The sequence below is a fragment of the Chryseobacterium ginsengisoli genome (assembly GCF_039542325.1).
Lineage (GTDB): Bacteria > Bacteroidota > Bacteroidia > Flavobacteriales > Weeksellaceae > Chryseobacterium > Chryseobacterium ginsengisoli.
In genome coordinates this window covers 182,966-206,173 of record NZ_BAABHX010000001.1, presented here as the reverse complement: position 1 = coordinate 206,173, position 23,208 = coordinate 182,966, and the positions used below count along the sequence as shown (strand labels likewise).

The window sequence follows — 23,208 nt, the reverse complement described above, 5'->3', positions numbered from 1 at the left end:
TTTTTTACCATATGGTAAATATATTTTCCTCTGTAAACCCGAAATTTGTATAATGGAAGAATTTGTCAATTACATATTACAGTTCGGTAATCTGAACAGTCAGCAGATCGAATTGATCTTGAGCAAAGCCGAAACAATGAAGCTTCGCAAGGATGAATATTTTTCTGAGGCCGGCAAAATTCCCCGATATGTTGGTTTTCTTCTAAAAGGAGTAACCCGATTCTGTTATTACAACAATAAAAGCGAAGAGATTACGCATTCTTTTGTTGATGAAAATAATTTCGTCTCAGATCAGCAAAAGTTTGAGGCGCAAATGGTTGCTTCAGAATATATTCAGGCTATAACAGATTGCGAACTGCTTGTCTTTTCAAAAAAGAACTGGGATGAGATTGGAAATACCATCGTCGGCTGGAAAGATATAGAAAATCTTATCGTTAAAAACTGTCTGATGAAAGCTTTAGAAAGGAGGAGCCCGCTGGTATCTGAAGATGCTACAACCCGCTATTTATCGTTTATTAATCAGTTTCCGGGGCTTGTCAACCGTGTTCCCCTTTCGCAGGTGGCCTCTTATCTCGGAATTACTCAACAATCTCTCAGTAGAATTAGAAAAAATATCCGTTAAATGTTGCTTTTTACCAAATGGTAAATGTTTTTGACCTGAGTTGACCAACCTTTGCATCAATCATTTAAAAAATAAAAAGATGAGCAAAAAAATCGTATTGATTACAGGTACAAATAGTGGTTTTGGTTGGCTGACTGCACACAGTGTTGCAGCATTAGGTCACAAAGTTTATGCAACAATGAGAGATACTGAAGGCAAAAATGCAGATAAAGCGAAGGAACTTTCAGCGGTTGAAAACATAACTGTTCTCGATGTTACACTTACTGATGATAAAAGCGTGAATCAAGCTATAGAAACTATTATCGCTAAAGAGGGTTCTATCGATGTACTCATAAATAACGCAGGATTTTCAATGCATGGCGTGGCGGAAAGCTTTACAACTGCTGATGTTCAGGCAATGTTTGATGTGAATGTTTTTGCACCTTGGAGATTCATTAAGCAGGTGTTACCGGCAATGCGTAAACAGGAAGATGGGCTAATTATTAATGTGACCAGTGGATTTGGAAGGGTTTCTTTTCCTTTCGCAACAGTGTATGCCGCGTCGAAGTTTGGTTTGGAAGGACTGAGCGAAGGTTTACATTACGAAGTTAAACGTCTGGGAATAGATGTTGCCATTCTGGAACCGGGTGCTTTTCCAACTGAAATGGCACAAAAAACAACTTATGCTTCAGATCAGGCTGTATTTGAAGGATATGGTGCCATCGCAGAGATTCCTAATAAAATGATGGCTGCACTTGGCGGACTGATTCAGGAGCATCAAACGAATCCGCAGGATGTTGCTGATGCGATCGTAAAACTTATTTCTACCGAAAAAGGCAAAAGACCTTTGAGAACTGTTGTTGATCCGATAACTGGGGAATATATTAATGCTGCGAATAAGGCAGTTGAAGAACAATTTGGAAAAGGTTTAACTGTCTTCGGAATGGGAGAATTATTAGACTAATCCCTGAACAGATAAATAAATGTAAACTGACAAACGGCGGAGACTTATATCTTCGTCGTTGTTATTGACATTGTTTCAACAAGTAAAAAATAAAATTTTATTCTATCGAGATTTGTTTTAATCGAATATTCTTGAAATCAATAGCCGAACCCTCGTAATTTAATGAAATCCGGCCTTCAACAGAAGATGCTTCTACACATTCGTTCACTAGTTTTTCATTCAAAAATTGTGTGATTTTTCCATTAACGGACTTGATCATGATCGAATTCCATTCGCCATAAGGCTTTTCATTTTCTGAGAATTTTGGAGAAGTAACGCTTGTACCCGGCTCAACCATCTTTCCGTTTATTTTTGCAGTCACTTGATCCAAAAAGATAAAATCTCCGGTGGTATTTTCTTTGATTTGAAACTGAATACCTTTAGGCCATATCTTATCAGGTGAATCTGTAGGAATATTGTACATAACCCCGCTGTTTTTCTTACCTTTTCCTTTATACTTATCGTCCATATTCCATCTGTATTCCAGAGAAAGTTCAAAATTTGTATAACTTTTTTTAGACATCAGATACCCAATATTTTCGCCATGCATTCTGATCATTCCATCAGTGAATTCATATACTTTTGAAGGTTCTAATTTTTCAGAACTTGTTTTTATATAAGCATACCAATCATTCTCGGACCAGTTTTTTTGTTGAATACCGCATGAATTTAAAATAACAAAAAAGGCAAAAACAAAAATATTTTTTTTAAGCATAAATAAGAATTTATAAAATATGTAACAAGTTGAAATGATACGGTAAAAGTAATTATTACATTTTGTATTTTTAAGAAAAAAGAAGACATGATCTAAATAAAATATGCATTTGCATACAATATCCAAAATTTTCTATAATCATAAGTGAATATAATTCATTAAAAATTCTAAACTTCTCTAAGATGCTTCGCTTTGTAAACAATCTTTATTAAAATGTCTATCTAAATTTTGAAATTACTATGCTTAATATAAAACAAAGTATGGTTTTTGCTAAACATAATTTAATGACAAAATTATATTTTTTTCTCTCAATCTTTTCTTTCTCAATCCTGTTATCTCAAAAAACAGATTCTGCAAACCTGATCGCTGAGGTAAAAATTGATGTGTACAAAAAGCCTTCAACTTTAATTTCTTCTACAAAATCAGTTTCTGTGGTTTCCAGAGATTTAATGATACAAAATATACCGGAAAGAATGCTGGAATCGATTAATCAGGTTCCGGGAGCAAGAATGGAAGAACGTTCACCTGGAAGTTACAGGATTTCTACTCGGGGAAGTACTTTGAGGTCGCCTTTTGGTGTTCGTAATGTTAAAGTTTATCTCGATGATTTTATTTTGTCCGATGCTTCAGGTAATACGTATTTTAATATCCTTTCTCCCGAATTAATTGACAGAATGGAAATTTATAAAGGCCCGGAAAGTGGCGATTACGGATCAGTGACAGGCGGAACTATTCTTCTCAAAACTAGAGATTCTAATAATCTTTCCGCTAATTTATCGACTGGAAGCTATGGTACTTTTAATCAAAGTTTCGACTGGTCTAAAAAATCCGGAAAACATTTTTTTGAAGTTTTTCAAAATTATTATCAAACCGATTCTTACAGAGAACAATCTAAAATGAAACGGAAGCAGATTTTCTTCAAAGATAATTTTCAATACTCTGAAAAAGGCTCGCTCAAGTTTTTAGCTTTGTATTCGGATCTAGATCACCAGACTCCAGGAGGTTTGACTTTGGAACAGATGCAATTGGACAGAAAACAGGCAAGACCGGGAACTGCAACGCTTCCCGGCTCAAAAGAGCAAAAAGCAGGAATTCGTAATAAGATGTTTTTAGCAGGACTTTCAAATGACTATCAGCTTAATAAAAATTTCTCTCATTTCATTTTAATTCAAGGATCTTATGTTGATTTTGAAAATCCGTTTATTACCAATTTCGAAAACCGCTTTGAAAAGAATTTTGCCATAAGAACACACCTTAATTATGAGAAAAATTGGGATAAAGTTTCATTGGCTTACCGATTGGGTTTTGAAGGAGGACTTAATAATATTCTTGTTAAAAATTATGATAATAATAAAGGATATGAAGGAAATCCCCAGAATTTTGACCAAGTCAAAAATGCTTCAGGCTTTTATTTTCTTTCTCAGAAATTAAATTTTAACGACAGATGGTTTACCGATATTTCCATTAGTTTAAATTCAAATTCTTACGATTGGAAGCGGCTTTTTCCGGAAACAGAAAGCGGGAAAATGAAATTTAAAAACCAATGGTTGCCCAATTTTGGGATGAGTTATTTATTAGGAAAAGGTTTTTCGGTTCGTGGAAAAATAGGAAAGGGAAATTCTGCGCCTACAAACGAAGAAATTCGTGCATCTAATCATGAATTTAACACAAATCTCAATCCGGAATATGGTTGGAATAAAGAAATCGGAATAAGAAAACAGTTTGGAAATTTTCTTTTTGTGGAAGGCAGTTATTTTGATTTCCTAATGAAAGATGCGATTGTAAGAAGACAGAATGAAGCAGGACAGGAATATTTTGTAAATGCAGGAGAAACGGTGCAGAAAGGGTTGGAGTTTCTTTTAGAATCTAAAAATTTTGATTTAAAAAATGATTTTTTCAGCCGGTTCAAATTTCGTTTTTCTGGAAACTTCTATAACTTCAGGTTTCAGAATTATAAGCAGAATGGCAATGATTTTTCAGGAAATGATTTGACGGGTGTTCCGAAAACAACGATCAGTTCTTTGATTAATTTTACTTTTTTTAGAAAATTTTTTGTTGACTTTTCTCATTTTTATACCTCAAAAATGCCTTTGAATGATGCCAATTCGGTTTGGTCGAAGTCCAATTTAGTTGGAAATATCCAGTTCAGAGTTCCTGTAAATCTTGATCAGACAAAGCTGAATTTATCATTTAAGATTCAGAATCTCTATAATACAGATTATGTTTTGGGTTATGATATTAATGCTTTTGGAAACCGCTATTATAATCCTGCGGCTAAAAGAAACTTTATACTTGGAGTTGAAGCATATTTTTAATCTAAAAATCTAAAAATGTCATTTCTTGATGATTATCAGGATAAAAATAAAATTATGGAGGTCTGATATTTGTATTTAAACTATTTCTTAACACCAAATCTTAAAAATTATGAAAAATTATCTCTTACCGGCAATTACATTGCTTTTTTTCAGTTGTAAAGACAAGAAAAACAATTCTGAAAATGTTGGGAAAAGTGATGAAGTGGTCACACAAACCGATACTTTAAAACTACCACAACCTGATGAAAAAAATTCTAAAAACAAGTTCAGTAACGTAATAGGATGGCCTAAAGATAAAGCACCAACTGCTCCGGAAGGTTTTACTGTGACAAAATTTGCAGAAAATATTAAAAGTCCGAGAAATATAATCCAGGCAGAAAATGGTGATATATTTGTGGTGCTCTCCAATTCAGAGCGTTCAACAGCAGATAAGATTAAAAACGATATCAGTGGAAAAAGTAAAGCTGAAGTCGGAGGAGAATCTGCCAACAGAATTATTCTATACCGTGATGCTAATAAAGATGGTATTCCAGAATCTTCCTCTGTATTTTTAGATAACTTAAACCAACCGTACGGAATGTTGATTATTAAAGATCAGTTTTATGTTGCGAATACCGATGGATTGTATGTTTATCCATACAAAGCAGGAGATACAAAAATAACAAAGCCGGGAAAAAAGATTGTCAGTCTTCCTGCAGGAGGATATAATAACCACTGGACAAGGAATCTGATTGCCAATAAAGACCAGTCAAAAATTTATATTTCTGTAGGTTCCGGAAGTAATGTAGGCGAAAACGGGATGGAAAATGAAGTAAGAAGAGCCAATATTTTGGAAATAAATCCAGATGGAAGTGGCGAAAAAATCTATGCAGCCGGACTCAGAAATCCTGTAGGAATGAGCTGGAACCCTGTAACCGGACAATTATGGACTGTGGTAAATGAAAGAGATGAACTTGGCGATGAGCTGGTTCCTGATTATCTAACAAGTGTTAAACAGAATGCTTTTTATGGTTGGCCTTATGCTTATTTTGGGAAACATGAAGATCCAAGAAGAAAAGGTGAAAAACCTGATATGGTTGCCAAGACTATAGTTCCTGATGTTCCTCTAGGAAGTCACACGGCGTCTTTAGGATTAACATTTTATACAGGAAATCAGTTTCCGGAAAAATATAAGAACGGCGCTTTTATAGGGCAGCACGGATCATGGAACCGATCATCATTAACAGGATATCAAGTGGCTTATGTACCTTTTAGCAATGGAAAAGCTTCCGGATCTTATCAACCTTTTCTCACTGGTTTTATAGCCAATGAAGCTAAAGGAGATGTGTATGGAAGACCAGTTGGTGTTCTTCAAATTGCTGATGGATCTTTGCTAGTAGCCGATGATGTAAGTGGTATTGTCTGGAGAGTTTCATATAATAAGAAAAATTAAATCTTTTTACGACTTTTTGTAAACGATTAAATTGAGCGAAAATATTATTTTTCCAGTTTATATGTACAAAATAAGATGCAATGACAGCTGCTTTAAAGTTTTGGCAAACAAATTGTTACAAATACGATAGCAATATTAAATTGCAATCCACCACTAAACATTTTATAATATGAAAAATTCAGTTTTAATGATTTTAGCTGTCGCAACTATGATAGCTTGTAAAAAAAATGCGTCCACAACTTATGAAAAGTCAGGCGACAGTGCAGCAGTATCGGCTCCTGCAGATTCTGGAATGGCTGTAAACGATTCTACAGCAACATCTTCTTCTACCTCAGAGACAACTAATTCTTTGAGTACTCAGGACAAAAAATTTGCAGATGCAGCGGCAAAAGGAGGTATGATGGAAGTGATGATGGGACAGCTTGCTGCAAGTAATTCTACTAATGCAACCGTAAAATCATTGGGAGATATGATGGTAAAAGATCATAGCAAAGCTAATGAGGAACTTAAAAAATGGGCTTCAGCAACTAAGTACACTTTACCAACCTCATTGGATGCCGATCAGCAAAAGATGTATGATGATTTAAAATTAAAAAAAGGAGCAGAGTTTGACCACGCATATACCGATCTTATGGTTAGTGATCATAAAAAAGATATCGCAGAATTTAAAAAAGAAGCTTCTGAAGGTATGGAATCTTCATTAAAATCTTTTGCAAGTACAACGCTTCCGACTTTAGAACATCATTTGATGGAATCTGAGAAAGCGAAAGCTGCTGTAAAATAAAATTATCTTTTGATTATTTTTCAATAAATTAATTTATCCTGATTAAATTGAAGCTTTAAAGCCATCGATTTTATCAGGATATTTTTTTTGAATATAAACAGTTTAAGATTTATCAGCTAAATTGCTTACAATTAAAATGTAATTAATCGGTCAGGCTTTTAATTTTTTCAAGAACATCATCAATGTCGAAAGGCTTACTGATAAACGAATCTGCTTTGCATGCACTTGTCACATTCTCAGCTTTTGCGTGAGCACTGATAACCATAACAGGAATGTTGGATGTCGCAGGTTCTTCTTTAATCTGATTACATAGGTCTGTACCCAATCCATCAGGCAACATTACATCCAGTATAAAAATATCAGGAATTACCGATTTATCTCTTTTATTAAATGTTTCCACGCTGGAAAAAGAACGTACATCATAATTTTCGAATGACAGGAGCAATTGTAATGCATCTCTGATGCCTGTCTCATCTTCCACGATAAAAATTGTTTTCATACTGTTGCCTGGCAAAAACAAAGCCAATCTGTGAGAGGGTAAGAAAAAAATCTTTTTTTAATGATCTCTATTATGAAATTGCTCTAGATTATGTTTTATGGTAAAGAAATTAATAATCAAAAATTTAAAGAAGAATTTCGCTGTGAATTTCATTAATAAATGATTTGCTTTTACTCTACTGAAACATTAAAACAGAATCCGTAAAATATTTGTGGAAAGATTCGAACCTGTGTCTTGATAAATGTTAAAGGATTTTCTTAATGAGTTTGTCTTATATTATTTCTCTATAAATTCGCTTCTGAAAGTAAAGCAGGTATACTGTTCATCTGAAACAACTGTTAATTTCCCGTTATGCGCTTTTGCTATTTCCGAAGCTATATAAAGCCCGAGTCCTAAACCATTATGACTTGAGTGAGAACTTTCACGGTGAAAAGGATGAAACAGATGAGTTAATGCTTCTTTGGGAATTGGAAGTCCCTGATTAATCACGGAAATTTCCCAATATGTATCGGTTGTAAATGCTTTTAATATTACAGGAGTATCATGTGAACCATGCGTAACGGCATTTGCAAGAAGATTGGAAACCAATTGTGAAATACGGGCAGGATCGCACATTATCGTTTTGGAGATCGTAAAATTCGAATCTATAATTCTTTCAGGAAATGTTATTTTTAATTCGTCACTTACCTGATTCAGTAAATTTTCAAGATTTACTTCTTCGAGGTTTATAGAGATTCCACCACCCAATCGACCGCGTGCAAGATCCATGATATTATTAATCATTTCATGCATCCTTTTTGAGCTGGTCTGTATAATATCGATAAGTCTTTTTTCACGCTCTCCAAAACCAAATCTCGTGAGTACCTGTGTTGCACTCATGATTCCGCCAAGCGGATTCCGAAGGTCATGCCCCAAAACTGCAATAAACTGTTCTCTGATTAAAGCATTTTGTTTTTCAATATTCAAATTTTGTTCGGCAAGTTGTTTTGCCATCTGAAGATTCTCTTCGTATATTCTTCTGTCTGAAGCTTTAAATAATGTAAACCGCATAAAAATAGGCTGTCCGTCTTCAGATTTTCTTGTATATCCATTAATATAGACAGGCATTTTTCCTTTGTCGGAATTTATAAGTTCCACAGCTACTTCATCAAAATGACCTTGCATAAGCAGTAATGGCCAAAGATGAGTTTCCAGATAGATTTTTCCTCCTACAGCAAGGATATCAGAAATACGTTTTCCGATAAAATTTTCCGGCTCGCTATGAAGCCATTCAGCAGCACGTTTATTAATTCTTATAATTATTCCGTTACCATCTGTAATCACGAAGCCGCATAATGCTGATTCGAAAAAGTCATTAAAATCTTCTGCAGAAGAAAGAGTATATTTATTATCCATGTAAATAATTACTTATAGCAGCAATTGTTTCTTCGGGAGCACTAAGATTGGGGCAATGTCCTGTAGCTTTCATGATAACCAATTTGCTTTCAGGTATTTCATTGTGCATGTATTGACCGACTTCTACGGGTGCAATTACATCATTGGAACATTGTAAGATTAATACCGGAATTTTTGTATATTTTAATATATCACGTTTATCTGTCAGAAAAGTGGTACGGGCAAAATGTTTTGCAATTTCGGGATCCGTTTTGCAAAAACTGTTGGCAAGCTCATTTCCAAGCTCTTCTCTTTCGGGATTGCCCATGATAACCGGAGCCATTGCCATGGACCAGCCGAGGTGATTGTTATTCAAAGATTCCAGTAGTTCATCAATTTCAGATCTGTCGAATCCTCCAATATAATTATCCTGATTAATATAAGATGGTGAAGGTCCGATAAGAATGAGGCTTTTGAAAATTTCAGGAGCCATATTTGCAGCCATAAGTCCCATAACAGCACTTACTGAATGTCCTACGAAAACTGCATCTTTAATATTTAATTCTCTGGCTATTTCAACAATATCTTCTGCATATCCTTCAAGTCTGGCATATTTATCGAAAGAATAAGCCGAAAGATCAGAATTTCCGGCGCCCACATGATCAAAAAGAACGATCTTGTAGCTATCCTGAAAAGCCGGATATACATAACGCCACATATTCTGATCACAGCCAAAACCATGAGCAAACATCATCACATTGTCTCCGTTTCCACTTACAATGACGTTATTTCTTTTAAGTACATTCATAAATGGATGCTTTTTACAAATATAATGTATTAATCTTGACAAACATATTTTATAAAGATGATTTTAATACTATTTTCTTTACTTAATGCCCTTTTGATAGGCAATATTTTTTTCTTGTGAATTACTAATATTGTTTTGAAACTATGGAATAATTATTGACAGATAATCAGATAAATAGCCACAATAAACATGAAAATAGCAACGTATAATGTTAATGGAATTAATGGACGATTGCCTGTTTTGCTTCAATGGTTAAAAGAGGCGAAACCCGATGTTGTCTGTCTGCAGGAATTGAAAGCTCCACAAGAGCGTTTTCCTGTGAAAGAGATAAACGAGGCTGGTTATCAGGCAATTTGGAAAGGACAAAAAAGCTGGAACGGAGTTGCCATCCTTGCAAAAGATCTGGAAATTGTTGAAGTTCAAAATTCTTTACCCGGAGATCCTGAAGACCTGCAAAGCCGTTATATTGAAGCTATTATCAATCAGATAGTAATTTGCTGTATTTATTTACCCAACGGAAATCCTTATCCCGGATCGAAATTCGATTATAAACTTAGCTGGATCAAACGTTTTAAAAGAAGAACAAATCAGCTTATCAAAATGGAACTTCCGGCTATTTTGATCGGTGATTTTAATATCATTCCTACAGAAGAAGATGTTTACAAGCCTGAAAGATGGGAAAATGATGCATTATTCAGAACTGAGGTAAAAAAAGCTTACCATGATTTGTTAAAAAAAGGCTGGCTAGATTCTATCCGTACACTTTATCCTGATGAGAAAATCTATACATTTTGGGATTATTTATACAAAGCTTACGAACGAAATGCAGGAATAAGGCTGGATCATATTTTACTCAGTCCTTATTTGATACCCGATTTAAAATCGGGTGGAGTAGATAAGGAAGTGCGTGGCTGGGATAAAACCAGTGACCATGCTCCGGTTTGGATTGAATTAAAAGATAAGCTGGATAAAACATAAATTTAAAATAATGAAGCCTAAATCAATTGCAAAAGTACCGAAACAAATAAAAGGAAGCTTTCATGATACTGAAAGTCAGACGAACTTTGAAAGTACTGAAATCACAATAAATCAATTTAAAATTTTAAAAGAAAGATTTTTTAATATTAATCATTGGGAAGATTACTGTGGAAAAGGTTTTGCCGAATTTAAACTATATGATTATGATGGAAATTTTGTCGAAAGATACCCCATTATCGGAGATTATATTAGAATTAATATTCCTGGACCGGGAAATTTTGAAGCCGAAGGATTTGATTGGGTAGAAATTATTGATATGGATCAAAATATAGATAATGAATTCCTTGAATCATACATTATTATCTGTCGTCCCTCCAAAATTCCTTATAATAAAAAAACTTCTCATATTGCGCATTTTTACTCTCAAGAAGGAACTTCATCATTTATTATTTATAGGGGCGAAAAATTTATAAAAATGGGGATTTACGGAAGAAATGAATATCCTAATCTTAATGCGGGCTTTTTTGATAAAATAAGAAATCTTTTCACAAGCTTTGGCGGAATGATAGGGATTTCCAAAATTCAGTGGAAAAGACTGACAGACGGATTAATGGATTTTATATAGGTACTATCAGGATTTTATATCAGATCATAATCAATATTACTTTTAACAAAATAGTGTTCTATGGTTTTTCTTGCAGAGCTGCATAGATGGATTAGCTCGCTGTACGATAAATCCTCGTAAATAAAATCATTGGAAATATTGATTATATATTCTGTTACAATTTCAATATCCAGTAATTTTGAGTGTATTGGATCATCTAAAGAATCCAAATTAGATTCTTTACTCAAAAACTGCATTTTTCTGCTGATTGAATCTTTAAATTTATAGAGACGGATGGTATTCATAATGTTAATTTTAAATTAAGTGGAAATATTAATAAGGGATACTATTTTAATTTTCATCATAAGCTGCATCAACAGGCTTTGACTGAGGAGAGCCTTTTTCTCTGAACCATATCGAAAGTATTACTAATGATGCTACAGCAAGAAATTCACTTTGCCAGTTCTGAAAAGACTCAAACCAAAATTGAGAATTTATAATATAATCCTTCCAGCCTAATGTGGCTAAATGTTTTTCAATCTGCTCTTCATTATAGTTATTCAGGCTTCCAATGAAATGAAATATAAAGCTTAAGATAAATAAAATTCCCAATGAAATAGAAAGAGAATGATTGTAAAGGGATAATATAACACCACCTTTTTTTACAGGCAAAGGTGCATTTTTATGAGCAACGGGTTCTCTATCTACATCTTCTTTTTCTGTAAGAGATTTTGATTCCGCAGAACCTTTTTGTCTTAATGAAACAGTTAATACAACATACATACACATTTGCAAAAACTCGCTTTCCCAGTTTTCAAAAGTTGCCTGCATAAAATGCGGACTGGAAATATATTGAGTTAAACTCAGAGAAGGTAATTTTACTTCAGACAGCTCATCATTCTTCACATGCCAACCTGTAATAAGCTGACACGAAAGAAATAAAACAAATAGGCTTACAACAACTATGCTTAAACCATTTTTATAAAGAAAAGTATTCTTATTTGTTTTCATTTGCTGATTTTAAAATTTTTTTACCATTTGTATCTAAGTTTTGAAAGCTTACATAAAATAAAATGCCAATCGAAAATTAGTGAAAAAATTATTTTTTACTCCTAACGTTAATTTTCGCATACATTTTGTTACAGCATTATTTTCAACAGTTGATTTGATTTTTATTAAGAATGATAAAATTTTATGATGTGGTGTTGTTAAATTATCAATAATCATGCCTGTAATTTATTATTTGTTTGATTTATTTGAAAAACACAAGCATTAAAATAAAATGATTTGGCTTGATTGTTGAATAATTATTAAAACGCCGAATAAAATAAAATATAAATAATTATGAAAGAATCTTCTAATTCAAAATTAGAGCAGCTAAGCCATTCCACAACTTCAAATGACGAGCAGGCTCTTACTACTAATCAGGGATTGAAAATTAATAACAATCAGGATTCATTAAAATCAGGAGAAAGAGGGCCAAGTTTATTGGAAGATTTCATTCTGAGAGAAAAAATTACTCATTTCGACCACGAAAGAATTCCTGAAAGAATTGTTCATGCACGTGGTTCCGGAGCACACGGAACATTTAGAATCAACAAAAGTCTGGCAAAATACACCAAGGCAAAATTCTTATCCGAAGAAGGAAAAGAAACGCCTGTTTTTGTACGTTTTTCTACTGTTGCAGGAAGCGCAGGAAGTACAGATTTAGCTCGAGATGTTAGAGGTTTTGCAATTAAATTTTATACAGAAGAAGGGAATTATGATTTGGTGGGAAACAATATTCCTGTATTTTTTATTCAGGATGCAATGAAATTTCCGGATCTTATTCATGCCGTAAAACCAGAACCTGATAATGCCATTCCGCAAGCAGCATCTGCACACGATACATTTTGGGATTTTATTTCCCTGATGCCGGAAAGTATGCACATGATTATGTGGGCAATGAGCGACAGAGCAATTCCTAGAAGCTATAGAATGATGGAAGGATTTGGTGTTCATACCTTTAAATTCATCAATGAAGAAGGGAAAATGCATTTTGTGAAATTTCATTTTAAACCAAAATTGGGCGTTCATTCCGTAGCTTGGGATGAAGCAACTAAAATTTCAGGTAAAGATTCAGATTTTCACAGAAGAGATCTTTGGGAAGCTATTGAAAACGGCGCGTTTCCTGAATGGGATTTTGGAGTACAGATCATTCCTGAAGAAGATGAGCATAAATTTGATTTTGACTTATTAGATCCTACAAAACTGATTCCTGAAGAAGAAGTACCCGTAGAATTGGTCGGGACTTTAACACTAAATAGAAATCCAGATAACTTTTTTGCAGAAACAGAACAGATTGCTTTTCATCCGGGACATTTGGTTCCGGGAATTGATTTTACGAACGATCCATTATTACAAGGCAGATTATTTTCTTACACAGATACTCAATTATCAAGATTAGGATCACCAAATTTCCACGAAATTCCAATCAATAGATCTATTAATACGGTTCATAATAATCAGCGCGACGGACATATGCGTCAACAGATTGCAAAAGGAAAAGTAAGCTATGAGCCAAACTCTATCGGCGGCGGCTGTCCGTTTCAGGCAATGATGAAAGATGGCGGTTTTACTTCGCAGGAAGAAAGAGTGGATGGAAAGAAAATCAGAGCAAGAAGCCAAAGTTTTGTTGATCATTATTCTCAGGCTAAATTATTCTACAATAGCCAGTCAGTTCCTGAAAAGACACATCTACAGAATGCATTGATCTTTGAATTATCAAAAGTAACGATTCCGGCAATCCGTGAAAGAGTTGTTGGTCAATTGAATTTTATTGATAAAGAATTAGCATCATTAGTTGCAAAAAAAGTAGGTGTAAATGTGACTAAATTAAAACAACCCAACGGAAGTATTCCTGCAGATGCAGACCCGAAAACCTTACAAAGTCCTGAAAAAGAACCTTCGACTAAAAGCTCCGAAGCTTTAAGTATGAAAAATACGGTTAAGGACACTATAAAAAGCCGTGTTATCGGTTTTATCATGGAAAATGGAGTCGTTGCAAAGGATGTAAACTCTTTGAAATCAAAACTTGAAAAAGAAGGAGCTGTAGTACAGATCATTGCGGGAAGTCTTGCACCAGTAAAAGCAGATGATGGAACAGCTTTCGAACCGAAACATTCTCTTACAAGTACATCCAGTGTTTGTTTTGATGCTCTGTATGTTTCCAGTGGTAAAAATTCTGCAGAAAACCTGTTGAATGAAGATAATAAACCGGGAACGCTTTTATTTGTAAATGAAGCTTATAAGCATTGTAAAGCAATCTATTTCGGAAAAGAAACAGATGAAATTTATAATGCAAGTAACATTAAAAATAAAAAACACGAAGATCCAGCAATTATTATTTCAGACAATAATAACTCTGATAACGCTTTCATCAAAGCTGTAGCTAATCACCGTGTTTGGGAATTGGAGAAAGACAGAAATAATCCGGCATAGAAAACCACATCACAAAATATTAAAATTAAAAAGGCAGAAGTAAAAAATATCTTCTGCCTTTTTTTATCTGTAAGTTTATTAATTGAATTTAATATTTTGCCATCAGTTCTTATTTATCAAAGCAAAGTCTTGCCATCAAATAACTGACAGTAGATTCTGCACCCTGATTAAGATTTACATTTTTCTCCTCAAGTCCGTCGTAACAACCACCGGTTACCGGATTGTAAATAATCTGATTCAAATGATTTTTTCCCAAAAACCAATTAAAAGAATTTTGCATCATTTGTAAATATTTTTCATCATTAAAAGCTTTGTAAAATGTAGATAATGCTAAAATGGTATACGCAACATCAATAGGCTGCTCTCCACCAATTTGGGAATCGTTTTCTGTGTTTTCTTTTTGCATCCAACCTTTGTTTGATATTACTTTTATATTATCATCAATCATAATTTTGGACAATAGAAATTGGAAAGATTCCTCAGCGATTTGTTTGTAAACCTCATCTTTGGTTGCGATCCATGCACAAAGCAAAGCTTCAGGTAATAGGCTGTTTCCGTAAGTAAGATAACTTTCAAACCAATGCCAATCGTCTTTTGCTTCATGTTGATACATTTTCACGAGACGATCAGCTAGATTTTTTAATAACGGAATATTTTTTTCGGAATTTTGATAATACAACCCTTTAATAATAAAAGCCATTGCTCTCGTAGAATGAATTTTTTCTGCCCATAAAAGATTTTTCTGAATGATCTTTTCTGCGATTTCAGAAAATTCCTGAGGTAAAATGCTTTTTAATGAAATTAAATAACCCAAAGACCAGATTGCTCTTCCGTTTGAATCTTCAAGATTGGTTTCATAGTTTTGATTGGTGAACTGTTTTTGTTCATCAACGTAATTCAGGAAACTTCCGTCATTATGCTGGCAAAATTTGATAAAGTTTAAATAAATTGAAATTAATTCAAGGTCTGATTTGTTTTTACTGACTTCATAATGTCTGCAAATAGCAATCATAGCACGAGCATTATCATCCAATGTATAACCTGAATCGATATCAGGTTTACTAATCTTGGAAAACTGGATCATTCCAAATTCTGTTGTCATATTTTGGATATGCCCAAGATTAATTTTCGGTAATGTATAATTAAGTTCTGTTTCATCATTTCTAAATTTATGAAATAATAAAGCGTGCGAAATAGAAGAGTTTTCCCAAGCTGTCGGAGCCATTTTTTCTAATGATTTTGAACGTAATTTTTCGCGTTTGTTTTCATTATCCAATAATGTGTTTACAGCAACAGCTAATTGTTTAGGAGCTTCAAAATCAATGATAATTCCCGTATCTTCTTTTAAGACTTCCAAAGCGTGTGGAATAGGAGTGGAAACAATAGGACATCCGCAACTTATGGCATAAGAAAAAGTGCCGCTCACAGCCTGATTCCTGTCTTTTGAAGTAAAAAGATAAACATCGGTAAGCTGGAGATATTCCAGTAACTCGGGCAATGGCAAATATTCGTTAATAAATCGGATATGGTTTTCCAGATTAAATTTACAGGTAAGATCTTCCAGAAATTCACGGTATTTCTCACCCTCATTTCTTACTATTGCAGGATGTGTTTTGCCAAGAATCAAAAAAATGACATCCGGATTTTTTGCAATGATTTCCGGTAAGGCTTTCAAAGTTGTTTCAATATTTTTTCCGGAACCTAATAATCCGAATGTTGAAAGAACTTTTTTGTTCTTAAGATTGTATTTTTCTTTCAGTGCGTTTTTGTCTGTAAAAGGGAGAAGATGCGTCCCGTGCGGAATGACTTCAATTTTTTCAGGAGAAATATCATACTCATCGCATAATATTTCTGCCGAAATATTAGTCATCACGATAATGGTTTTTGCAGCATCTGCGATTTCTTTTACTTTAATTTTTAACTCTTTATCCGGTTTTGGTAAAACGGTGTGGAAAGTAATGATGACATCTTTTTTTAAATTTCTAAGAAAAAGAGGCAATCCATTTTTTGTTTCATTAAAAAAGCCAAACTCGTGCTGAAGCATTACAAGACGGATATTATCATTTCTATTGATTTGTGCCGCCAATTCAAGATAAGAAACGGCATCGGAAGTGTTTAAGCTGTACTCAATATTTTCTTCGTATTCAAAGGTTTCTTCTTCTGTTTCCATCGGACAGATGATCGCATTGAATGATTCTCCGAATTTTGACTGTAGAGATTTTATCAGATCTTGAGTATAAGTTGCAATTCCGCACACCTTTGGAGGAAAAGTACTGATAAAGACAATCTCGGATTTATTATTAATTGTGTGTTTTTTTGTTTTGTCAGATTGTCTTATTGCTTTGTCCTCCACGTCTGAATTAATATCTTTGTTCATATTCATTTTCTTTTTTATGTGATAATCCTTTCTGAATTATCATTATACTGCAAACATCATCAGTTCTTTCAATAATTTTGAAATACTCAGTGATGCAACAGCAATTCTTTCGTCTGCGGCTCCATAATAAATATACAGGATATCTTTTTTTACAATAGCTCCTGTCGGAAAACAGACATTATTAACTTCACCTTTCAGTTCCCATTCTTCTTCTGGTTTGAAAAGCGGATAAGGAAGTCTGGAAATTTCTTTTTCGGGATTTTCCAGATCTAATAAAGCTGCACAGGCGTTGTAAACATATCCGTTAACAGTATCATGAACGCTGTGATAAATCATTAACCAACCATATTCTGTTTCTATCGGCGGACATCCGCCTCCGATGTAACTGGATTCATGATCATACTTTGGTGATAATAAAATATGATCTTTAAAATGAGAAAAATAATCTTGCCAGAAATCATAATTCAGGTCTTCAATATTTTTCACACTTACAATCTGAATCTCAGGTCTTATCCTGTGGAGAAAATAAAATTTATCGTTTATCTTTCTCGGAAAAAAGATCAGGTTTTTATCCCATAAAAAAATAGCGTCACTATTGGTATGACTGATCTGAAATTGATTGTATCTTTTGTATTTTTCGGGTATTAAACCTTCTGATTCTGATAAAATTTTAAACTCTTCGTAAGGAATTTTCGGAACAATAATACCTTCACTTTTCCATGATTTGAAATCTTTAGAAGTTGCTAATGTTCCTAATGCATTGATGCCGTCGTAACTTGTATAAGTGAGATAAAATAAGTCATCTATTTTTACAATTCGGGGATCTTCGATGCCGTGCTTTTCATATTCAAATTCAGGTACGAGAATTGGGGAATCTTTCCGTTGCTCTATTGTAAGAGGGTCTGATAAAATACAATATCCGATACTTGAAAAATTACCTTTTGCAACGGCACGATAAAACAAATGTATTTTACCATTTTCCTGAATGATTGCCGGATTCAGAACCCCTTCGTTTTCAAAACTTAAGTCAGTTTTTCTGAGTATAATTCCCTCTTTTTTTATTTCTACCATTTAGGTTGTCGCATTGCGACTTTCATTTTCTTTGTCTTTCCTTTTGTTTTGTTTGTCTTCCCGCTTCTCTTTTAATGATTTTGCTGCAGGTGTTTTATCTGTTTTTTTCTTCGTTTCCTTTTCTTTTGACATATTAAAATATTTTTATTGTAAGTAAAGGTCATCTATTAAAAAAAGAAAGGTTTGTAATAGTCTTTCAATTTGTTACATAAATCATAGATATTAAGATTTAAAGAGCTAACTTTGAAAGAGGAACTGTCAACATATTGATTGGCGGGCTGGAAATACAGTAAGGATTATGAAGTTGTATATAAAATATATGGTAAGCCTGCGCTGTAAAATGGTGGTTCATCAGGAACTTGAAAAACTGAACATCAGAAATGCCGTAGTAGACCTTGGTCTTGTAGAAATATTAGATGACATCAGTATTGAACAAAGACAAGCTTTAAAGGAAAATCTCCTTAAAACCGGACTTGAATTACTGGATGACAAAAAAAGCATTTTGATTGAAAAAATAAAAAGTGCGGTCACAGAAATGATCCATTATTCCGAATCTCTTCCGAAAGAAAATTTCTCAGATTATCTAAGTGAAAAACTCGGTTACGATTATACTTATCTTGCCAATACATTTTCTGAAGTGAAAGGAATGACATTGCAGCAATTTATCATTATCAATAAAGTGGAAAAGGTAAAAGAGTTACTTTTGTATGATGAGCTTAATCTTACAGAAATCTCTTATAAGCTCAATTACAGCAGTGTTGCACATCTTTCCAACCAATTTAAAAAGATAACAGGGCTTTCGCCTTCATTTTATAAACAGCTTAAGCAAAAACGGTTGAAGAACTTAGAAGATTTGTAAAAAGGTGTGATTTATGTAAATCAATTCCAGAAATGTATAGCATTTTTACTTCATTAAAATAGCATCTTTGAATATAAATAAACGATAGGAGAAAAACTGTGAAAAAGTTATTCTAATCCTTAATAACGATTAGTTTTCATAAAAGATCTTATTAAAATCCAAAAAATAGTACATATGTTTTAAAGGTTTTGATAGAACAGAGAACAGGAACTTTCAAGTCCCTGTTCTTTTTTATTCCAGAAGGATAATCCTTATTTCAGCTTTAATTAATTTCGTCAGTTAAAAAAAATTAACCGGTTATTTTCAATGATTTAATATATCCATCAGATAATTGAAAATGATATTTCAAAACAATAGGACTGCCTGGAAATGTTCCTGAAACTTCTGCTGATAAGATGTTTTCTTTTTCATTATAATCTAATGGTTTCATAGTGGCTTGATATTCTTTGTTGGCTTTGTCAATCCAGTTTTCAATTTCTACTTTCCCGTTGTGGGTTTTACCTTCATCAAATACTTCTGAATTTTCAGAAAAACAATTTGCATAGGCTGCGCTGTCAAAAGTGTTTTGTGCTTCAATTAAATCTGTGATAACTTTGGGTAAATTCATTTTTTTATATTTTTAAGATGATTAAATTGTTGGTACTGTTCCACCATCGATTACAAATTCAGTTCCGGTTAAATAACTGGCTCTTGGTGAGACAAGAAAACCAACCAATTCGGCTACTTCTTCCGGTTCGGCAGGTCTTCCAAAAGGAATTCCACCCAATGCATTCACAACTCCTTGTTGAGCTTCTTCAATAGAAATATTTGAATTTTTAGCAATCGTTTCCAACCATACTTTTACATTTTCTGTTCTGATCCAACCTGGTGAAACAGTGAGTACACGAACTCCTTTTGGAGTAACTTCATTTGATAAACTTTTACTGTAATTTCTCAATCCTGCTTTTGCAGCTGCATATGGTAAAGTGGAGTCATACAGCGGTAATTTTCCCTGTATTGAAGCAATGTGAATAATAACGCCACTTTTTTGCTTTATCATTTGGGGCAGAAATCCTCTGTCGAGCCGAACGGGAGCAAGTAAGTTAGCTTGTAAGGTCGATTCCCAGTCTTCATCATTTAATGCATTAAAACCACCGGCGGGCGTTGATGAAGAACCAAGATTGTTCACCAAAATATCCAGTCTTCCGTAAGTTGACAACACTTCATTGATTACTTTTTGCGTTCCTTCTGCCTTACTTAAATCAGCTGAAATAAAATGCAGATTGCTGTTCTCTTTTTCAGGTGCATTTCTTGCGGTAATAATAACTGTTGCACCGGCTTGCAGCAGTCTTTCTGCAATGGCTTTTCCGGTACCTTTTGTACCTCCTGTTACCAATGCAATCTTGCCCGATAACTCATTGTTGAAATTAAGTTGTTCCATTTTTAAGAATTATTTATAGGACAAAATTGGGGTATAAAAACAGTTCATACAAGTACGGAATTACGATTCATATAGGGATAAATTATTCCCCTATTGTACAAATCGGAACATACTTTTATTTTTGTAATATGTATGAGAGAAAAATAATACCGAATCTGAATTGCGGGCTTGATCTGATAGGTGAAGTTCTTTATGGCAAATGGAAGATACGTTTGCTTTGGTTTATTAATCAGGGACATAAAAGACCAAGTGAATTGCAGCGAAAAATATCGGATGCATCACGAAGGGTTTTAAATATTCAGCTGAAAGAACTGGAGGAGCATGAACTTATTTCAAAGACTATTTATCCGGTGGTTCCACCAAAAGTAGAGTATGCTCTTACTGAGTTTGGAGAGAGTTTGATTCCTGTAATCGGTGCTTTAGGGCAATGGGGAGATCAACATGAGGATCGATTAAGAATGTTAATTCTAAATAGAATTCAGGGCTCTCCCAATGCAGAGAAAGATTAAAAATATCAGAATTAGCTTAAGATTATCAGTTTAGGTATATCTCAAATGTTAGTAATATTAAATTTGATGTCTTTATGATGATAAAAAAGTATTTATAAAATGCTTTACATTTTTCCTTTGGTGTTTAGTTGAATGAATTTGGTAGAACGTTTTAAATATAATTTGACTTTATCAGAAAGCGACAGAGATACCTATTATTCGGGAGAGGGAAACGGATACATCACTTATTCTAATGAGTCTTAATTTTGATTAAAATATATTGAAAATTAGCAGATTTGATTTAATTATTATAGCAAAAAATTAAAAACAGCATCAAATTATGATGCTGTTTTAAAATTTAAATATGTACTTATTTAATGCTTTATTTTAATGTTTTGCTATCAATAACAAATCGATATCTCACATCACCTTTAAGCATTCTTTCATAAGCATTTGATATGTTTTTAATATCAATAAGTTCAATATCGGATACAATATTGTTTTCTGCGCAAAAATCCAGCATCTCCTGAGTTTCTTTAATTCCACCGATACCCGATCCTGCAACACTCTTTCGTCCTCCTAAAAGTGGGAATATTCCTAATTCCATTGGCTTTGAAGGCGCTCCAACACATATATGAACACCGTCTGTTTTTAATAATGAAATATAAAGATTCATATCATGTGGCGCAGAAACGGTATCCAGAATAAAATCAAAAGAACCTTGAACAGCTTTTAATTGTTCAGGATCACTGGTTACAACAAAATGATGTGCACCCAATTGTTTGGCATTTTCTTCTTTTGAAGGAGAAGTACTTAGCACAGTTACGTCAGCTCCGAAAGCAACTCCGAATTTTACGGCCATATGTCCCAATCCTCCTAATCCTAAAACCGCCAATTTATGACCTTTTCCAACTTTCCAATGACGAAGAGGAGAATAGGTTGTAATCCCCGCACACAATAATGGAGCAGTGGCTGCTAAATCTAATTTTTCTGAGATATGCAGCACAAATTCTTCTCTCACGACGATTGTATCAGAATATCCTCCATAAGTTGGATTTCCGCTGCGGTCGAGATTATTATAAGTCTGCGTATTTCCATCTAGGCAATATTGTTCTAAATCATTTTTGCAGTTTTCACATTCCTGACAAGAATCTACCAAACATCCAACTCCTGCAAGTTCACCAATTTTGAAGTTTTTTACATGATCGCCTACTTTTACGATTTTACCTACAATTTCGTGTCCTGGAACCATCGGAAATAAACCCGGAAACCAATCATTTTTTATTTGGTGCAGATCCGAATGACACACACCACAATACATAATTTCAATTTGTACATCGTGAGCGCCAACTTCTCTTCTTTGAAAATCCCAGAAAGCTAAATCAGAATTAGAATCTTGAGCTGCGTAGCCTTTTGCTTTAATCATATTATAATTTTTGTTTATCCAAATGTAATAAGTATCCACAGAATTCTTTGTATCTGTATTACTTTTTTTTGTAGTTAAAATGAAGAATTAATGCAGGCTAATATTGGAGTAATTTAAAAAATTAGGTATATATTTTGAATCGCTTTTTTTTAGCAATGTTCAAAAACACTTTTGTAGATGATTTGGTTCATTTAAGTTGGATTAAAGGTAAATTGTAAGTTTCAAAATCTAATAATTTACTCCGAAATTCATCCAGCATATAACTACTTGTAAAAAAAAATAATGTTCCCGTAGGTTTATAATATGGCGAAAGATATCTTTCATTTTTAATCATCATTTTTAAGTCTACAAGGATTTTTTATAATTCTGTATTGCCCAAATCAGTAACGCATTTTTTTCTTTCGGAATACCCAATTTTTCTATAATTCTGGTACGGTGTCCTTCTACTGTTTTTTCGGACAGGAAAAGAAGCTCTGCAATTTGTTTACTGGTTTTTTGAGCCGCTATTAATTCTATTATTTTTCTTTCAGAAAGTGTTAGTAGGTTGAGTTTGCCAAGGTCATCAGTGTGTTCTATCATGTAATTTTGAAGTAAAGCTCCGGAATAATATTTCTTTCCTAAAGCAATTTCTTTCAGACATTTTTCTAAATCAGGACAAGCTTTTTCTTTTAAAATATAACCATCTACTTCAAATTCTTTTGCTTTGTTCAGAACTCCAATTTCATTGTGCATGGTAAGGATTATAACTTTAGTACGCCATTTATTTTCCATAACTTTTTTTGCCACTTCCAATCCGTCCAAACCCGGCATATTTAAATCTAAAATAGCTACATCCGGCAAATAAACCTGAATATAATTAAGTGCTGCCGTTCCGTTAGAGCAGGCACTAACTACGTTATATCCCAAATTGGTAAGATAAGAAACCGTTCCATTCAGGGTTAAAGGATGATCGTCTGCAACTAGAATTTTCATTA

General features: G+C 33.7%; 23 protein-coding genes. 10 read left to right on the top strand and 13 right to left on the bottom strand.

Annotation, left to right across the window (positions count from 1 at the left end):
- The first annotated feature begins 52 nt into the window (after positions 1-52).
- Positions 53-622: a Crp/Fnr family transcriptional regulator gene (locus tag ABD940_RS01055; protein WP_345199752.1), complete on the top strand. Its 570-nt coding sequence runs from the start codon at positions 53-55 to the stop codon at positions 620-622.
- A gap of 79 nt (positions 623-701) precedes the next feature.
- Positions 702-1,565 carry an SDR family oxidoreductase gene (locus ABD940_RS01050; protein WP_345199751.1) on the top strand — a complete coding sequence of 288 codons (864 nt, stop codon included), beginning with the start codon at positions 702-704 and terminating at the stop codon, positions 1,563-1,565.
- A gap of 97 nt (positions 1,566-1,662) precedes the next feature.
- Here the strand turns inward: ABD940_RS01050 and ABD940_RS01045 are convergent, their stop codons facing one another.
- Positions 1,663-2,319: a 3-keto-disaccharide hydrolase gene (locus tag ABD940_RS01045; protein WP_345199750.1), complete on the bottom strand. Its 657-nt coding sequence runs from the start codon at positions 2,317-2,319 to the stop codon at positions 1,663-1,665.
- A gap of 284 nt (positions 2,320-2,603) precedes the next feature.
- Here ABD940_RS01045 and ABD940_RS01040 point away from each other — a divergent pair, with 284 nt between their 5' ends.
- The 3 genes from ABD940_RS01040 to ABD940_RS01030 all read left to right on the top strand — a co-directional run bounded on the left by ABD940_RS01040 (position 2,604) and on the right by ABD940_RS01030 (position 6,850).
- On the top strand, positions 2,604-4,634 hold the full coding sequence (locus ABD940_RS01040; RefSeq protein WP_345199748.1) for a TonB-dependent receptor: 2,031 nt from the start codon (positions 2,604-2,606) through the stop codon (positions 4,632-4,634).
- A gap of 109 nt (positions 4,635-4,743) precedes the next feature.
- Positions 4,744-6,066, top strand: coding sequence for a PQQ-dependent sugar dehydrogenase (locus tag ABD940_RS01035; RefSeq protein ID WP_345199747.1), 1,323 nt, complete (start codon positions 4,744-4,746; stop codon positions 6,064-6,066).
- 169 nt (positions 6,067-6,235) lie between these two features.
- Complete coding sequence (locus tag ABD940_RS01030; RefSeq protein ID WP_345199745.1) at positions 6,236-6,850, top strand: DUF4142 domain-containing protein; 615 nt, start codon at positions 6,236-6,238, stop codon at positions 6,848-6,850.
- A 142-nt stretch (positions 6,851-6,992) separates the two neighbouring features.
- Here the strand turns inward: ABD940_RS01030 and ABD940_RS01025 are convergent, their stop codons facing one another.
- The 3 genes from ABD940_RS01025 to ABD940_RS01015 form a co-directional block, all read right to left on the bottom strand.
- Positions 6,993-7,349: a response regulator transcription factor gene (locus ABD940_RS01025; protein ID WP_345199744.1), complete on the bottom strand. Its 357-nt coding sequence runs from the start codon at positions 7,347-7,349 to the stop codon at positions 6,993-6,995.
- Between the two features lie 276 nt (positions 7,350-7,625).
- Positions 7,626-8,744, bottom strand: a complete 1,119-nt coding sequence (locus ABD940_RS01020) for a PAS domain-containing sensor histidine kinase (protein WP_345199743.1) — start codon at positions 8,742-8,744, stop codon at positions 7,626-7,628.
- On the bottom strand, positions 8,737-9,531 hold the full coding sequence (locus ABD940_RS01015) for an alpha/beta fold hydrolase (RefSeq protein WP_345199741.1): 795 nt from the start codon (positions 9,529-9,531) through the stop codon (positions 8,737-8,739). The genes ABD940_RS01020 and ABD940_RS01015 overlap by 8 nt, the downstream gene beginning before the upstream one ends.
- A gap of 189 nt (positions 9,532-9,720) precedes the next feature.
- Between ABD940_RS01015 and xth the strand changes: the two genes are divergently transcribed.
- Positions 9,721-10,509 (top strand): exodeoxyribonuclease III, encoded by a 789-nt coding sequence (gene xth / locus ABD940_RS01010; protein WP_345199740.1) that lies wholly within the window; start codon positions 9,721-9,723, stop codon positions 10,507-10,509.
- A 10-nt stretch (positions 10,510-10,519) separates the two neighbouring features.
- A complete protein-coding gene (locus tag ABD940_RS01005) occupies positions 10,520-11,134 on the top strand; it encodes a hypothetical protein (protein WP_345199739.1) in 615 nt (204 codons plus the stop codon).
- A gap of 14 nt (positions 11,135-11,148) precedes the next feature.
- Here ABD940_RS01005 and ABD940_RS01000 read toward each other — a convergent pair whose 3' ends face one another.
- Together ABD940_RS01000 and ABD940_RS00995 are read right to left on the bottom strand one after the other, a co-directional pair.
- A complete protein-coding gene (locus ABD940_RS01000; RefSeq protein ID WP_345199737.1) occupies positions 11,149-11,418 on the bottom strand; it encodes a heme oxygenase in 270 nt (89 codons plus the stop codon).
- A 46-nt stretch (positions 11,419-11,464) separates the two neighbouring features.
- Positions 11,465-12,124 (bottom strand): DUF6766 family protein, encoded by a 660-nt coding sequence (locus ABD940_RS00995; protein WP_345199736.1) that lies wholly within the window; start codon positions 12,122-12,124, stop codon positions 11,465-11,467.
- Positions 12,125-12,457: 333 nt separating this feature from the next.
- Between ABD940_RS00995 and ABD940_RS00990 the strand changes: the two genes are divergently transcribed.
- Positions 12,458-14,593: a catalase gene (locus ABD940_RS00990; RefSeq protein WP_345199735.1), complete on the top strand. Its 2,136-nt coding sequence runs from the start codon at positions 12,458-12,460 to the stop codon at positions 14,591-14,593.
- A 109-nt stretch (positions 14,594-14,702) separates the two neighbouring features.
- On the opposite strand, the gene ABD940_RS00985 is transcribed toward ABD940_RS00990, so the two are convergent.
- Genes ABD940_RS00985 through ABD940_RS00975 form a run of 3 tightly spaced genes read right to left on the bottom strand, consistent with a single transcriptional unit; the run spans position 14,703 to position 18,173 of the window.
- Entirely contained in the window at positions 14,703-16,970 is a 2,268-nt protein-coding gene (locus ABD940_RS00985) for a glycosyltransferase (RefSeq protein ID WP_345199733.1), read from the bottom strand.
- A 42-nt stretch (positions 16,971-17,012) separates the two neighbouring features.
- On the bottom strand, positions 17,013-18,041 hold the full coding sequence (locus tag ABD940_RS00980; RefSeq protein WP_345199732.1) for a glycoside hydrolase family 130 protein: 1,029 nt from the start codon (positions 18,039-18,041) through the stop codon (positions 17,013-17,015).
- On the bottom strand, positions 18,042-18,173 hold the full coding sequence (locus tag ABD940_RS00975) for a hypothetical protein (RefSeq protein ID WP_345199731.1): 132 nt from the start codon (positions 18,171-18,173) through the stop codon (positions 18,042-18,044).
- Positions 18,174-18,339: 166 nt separating this feature from the next.
- Between ABD940_RS00975 and ABD940_RS00970 the strand changes: the two genes are divergently transcribed.
- Positions 18,340-18,900 carry a helix-turn-helix domain-containing protein gene (locus ABD940_RS00970; RefSeq protein WP_345199730.1) on the top strand — a complete coding sequence of 187 codons (561 nt, stop codon included), beginning with the start codon at positions 18,340-18,342 and terminating at the stop codon, positions 18,898-18,900.
- 289 nt (positions 18,901-19,189) lie between these two features.
- Here the strand turns inward: ABD940_RS00970 and ABD940_RS00965 are convergent, their stop codons facing one another.
- Both ABD940_RS00965 and ABD940_RS00960 read right to left on the bottom strand, forming a co-directional pair.
- Positions 19,190-19,507, bottom strand: a complete 318-nt coding sequence (locus ABD940_RS00965; RefSeq protein WP_345199728.1) for a nuclear transport factor 2 family protein — start codon at positions 19,505-19,507, stop codon at positions 19,190-19,192.
- A gap of 21 nt (positions 19,508-19,528) precedes the next feature.
- Positions 19,529-20,320 (bottom strand): SDR family oxidoreductase, encoded by a 792-nt coding sequence (locus ABD940_RS00960; protein WP_345199727.1) that lies wholly within the window; start codon positions 20,318-20,320, stop codon positions 19,529-19,531.
- Between the two features lie 128 nt (positions 20,321-20,448).
- Here ABD940_RS00960 and ABD940_RS00955 point away from each other — a divergent pair, with 128 nt between their 5' ends.
- Positions 20,449-20,829, top strand: coding sequence for a winged helix-turn-helix transcriptional regulator (locus ABD940_RS00955; RefSeq protein ID WP_345199726.1), 381 nt, complete (start codon positions 20,449-20,451; stop codon positions 20,827-20,829).
- 361 nt (positions 20,830-21,190) lie between these two features.
- Here the strand turns inward: ABD940_RS00955 and ABD940_RS00950 are convergent, their stop codons facing one another.
- Both ABD940_RS00950 and ABD940_RS00945 read right to left on the bottom strand, forming a co-directional pair.
- Complete coding sequence (locus ABD940_RS00950; RefSeq protein WP_345199725.1) at positions 21,191-22,234, bottom strand: NAD(P)-dependent alcohol dehydrogenase; 1,044 nt, start codon at positions 22,232-22,234, stop codon at positions 21,191-21,193.
- A 345-nt stretch (positions 22,235-22,579) separates the two neighbouring features.
- Positions 22,580-23,206 (bottom strand): response regulator, encoded by a 627-nt coding sequence (locus ABD940_RS00945; RefSeq protein ID WP_345199723.1) that lies wholly within the window; start codon positions 23,204-23,206, stop codon positions 22,580-22,582.
- Between the last annotated feature and the right edge of the window lie 2 nt (positions 23,207-23,208).

Coding starts and splice junctions, on each gene's coding strand:
- ABD940_RS01055 (WP_345199752.1), top strand. CDS start 53: ATGGAAGAATTTGTCAATTACATATTACAGTTCGGTAATCTGAACAGT.
- ABD940_RS01050 (WP_345199751.1), top strand. CDS start 702: ATGAGCAAAAAAATCGTATTGATTACAGGTACAAATAGTGGTTTTGGT.
- ABD940_RS01045 (WP_345199750.1), bottom strand. CDS start 2,319: ATGCTTAAAAAAAATATTTTTGTTTTTGCCTTTTTTGTTATTTTAAAT.
- ABD940_RS01040 (WP_345199748.1), top strand. CDS start 2,604: ATGACAAAATTATATTTTTTTCTCTCAATCTTTTCTTTCTCAATCCTG.
- ABD940_RS01035 (WP_345199747.1), top strand. CDS start 4,744: ATGAAAAATTATCTCTTACCGGCAATTACATTGCTTTTTTTCAGTTGT.
- ABD940_RS01030 (WP_345199745.1), top strand. CDS start 6,236: ATGAAAAATTCAGTTTTAATGATTTTAGCTGTCGCAACTATGATAGCT.
- ABD940_RS01025 (WP_345199744.1), bottom strand. CDS start 7,349: ATGAAAACAATTTTTATCGTGGAAGATGAGACAGGCATCAGAGATGCA.
- ABD940_RS01020 (WP_345199743.1), bottom strand. CDS start 8,744: ATGGATAATAAATATACTCTTTCTTCTGCAGAAGATTTTAATGACTTT.
- ABD940_RS01015 (WP_345199741.1), bottom strand. CDS start 9,531: ATGAATGTACTTAAAAGAAATAACGTCATTGTAAGTGGAAACGGAGAC.
- xth (WP_345199740.1), top strand. CDS start 9,721: ATGAAAATAGCAACGTATAATGTTAATGGAATTAATGGACGATTGCCT.
- ABD940_RS01005 (WP_345199739.1), top strand. CDS start 10,520: ATGAAGCCTAAATCAATTGCAAAAGTACCGAAACAAATAAAAGGAAGC.
- ABD940_RS01000 (WP_345199737.1), bottom strand. CDS start 11,418: ATGAATACCATCCGTCTCTATAAATTTAAAGATTCAATCAGCAGAAAA.
- ABD940_RS00995 (WP_345199736.1), bottom strand. CDS start 12,124: ATGAAAACAAATAAGAATACTTTTCTTTATAAAAATGGTTTAAGCATA.
- ABD940_RS00990 (WP_345199735.1), top strand. CDS start 12,458: ATGAAAGAATCTTCTAATTCAAAATTAGAGCAGCTAAGCCATTCCACA.
- ABD940_RS00985 (WP_345199733.1), bottom strand. CDS start 16,970: ATGAACAAAGATATTAATTCAGACGTGGAGGACAAAGCAATAAGACAA.
- ABD940_RS00980 (WP_345199732.1), bottom strand. CDS start 18,041: ATGGTAGAAATAAAAAAAGAGGGAATTATACTCAGAAAAACTGACTTA.
- ABD940_RS00975 (WP_345199731.1), bottom strand. CDS start 18,173: ATGTCAAAAGAAAAGGAAACGAAGAAAAAAACAGATAAAACACCTGCA.
- ABD940_RS00970 (WP_345199730.1), top strand. CDS start 18,340: ATGAAGTTGTATATAAAATATATGGTAAGCCTGCGCTGTAAAATGGTG.
- ABD940_RS00965 (WP_345199728.1), bottom strand. CDS start 19,507: ATGAATTTACCCAAAGTTATCACAGATTTAATTGAAGCACAAAACACT.
- ABD940_RS00960 (WP_345199727.1), bottom strand. CDS start 20,320: ATGGAACAACTTAATTTCAACAATGAGTTATCGGGCAAGATTGCATTG.
- ABD940_RS00955 (WP_345199726.1), top strand. CDS start 20,449: ATGTATGAGAGAAAAATAATACCGAATCTGAATTGCGGGCTTGATCTG.
- ABD940_RS00950 (WP_345199725.1), bottom strand. CDS start 22,234: ATGATTAAAGCAAAAGGCTACGCAGCTCAAGATTCTAATTCTGATTTA.
- ABD940_RS00945 (WP_345199723.1), bottom strand. CDS start 23,206: ATGAAAATTCTAGTTGCAGACGATCATCCTTTAACCCTGAATGGAACG.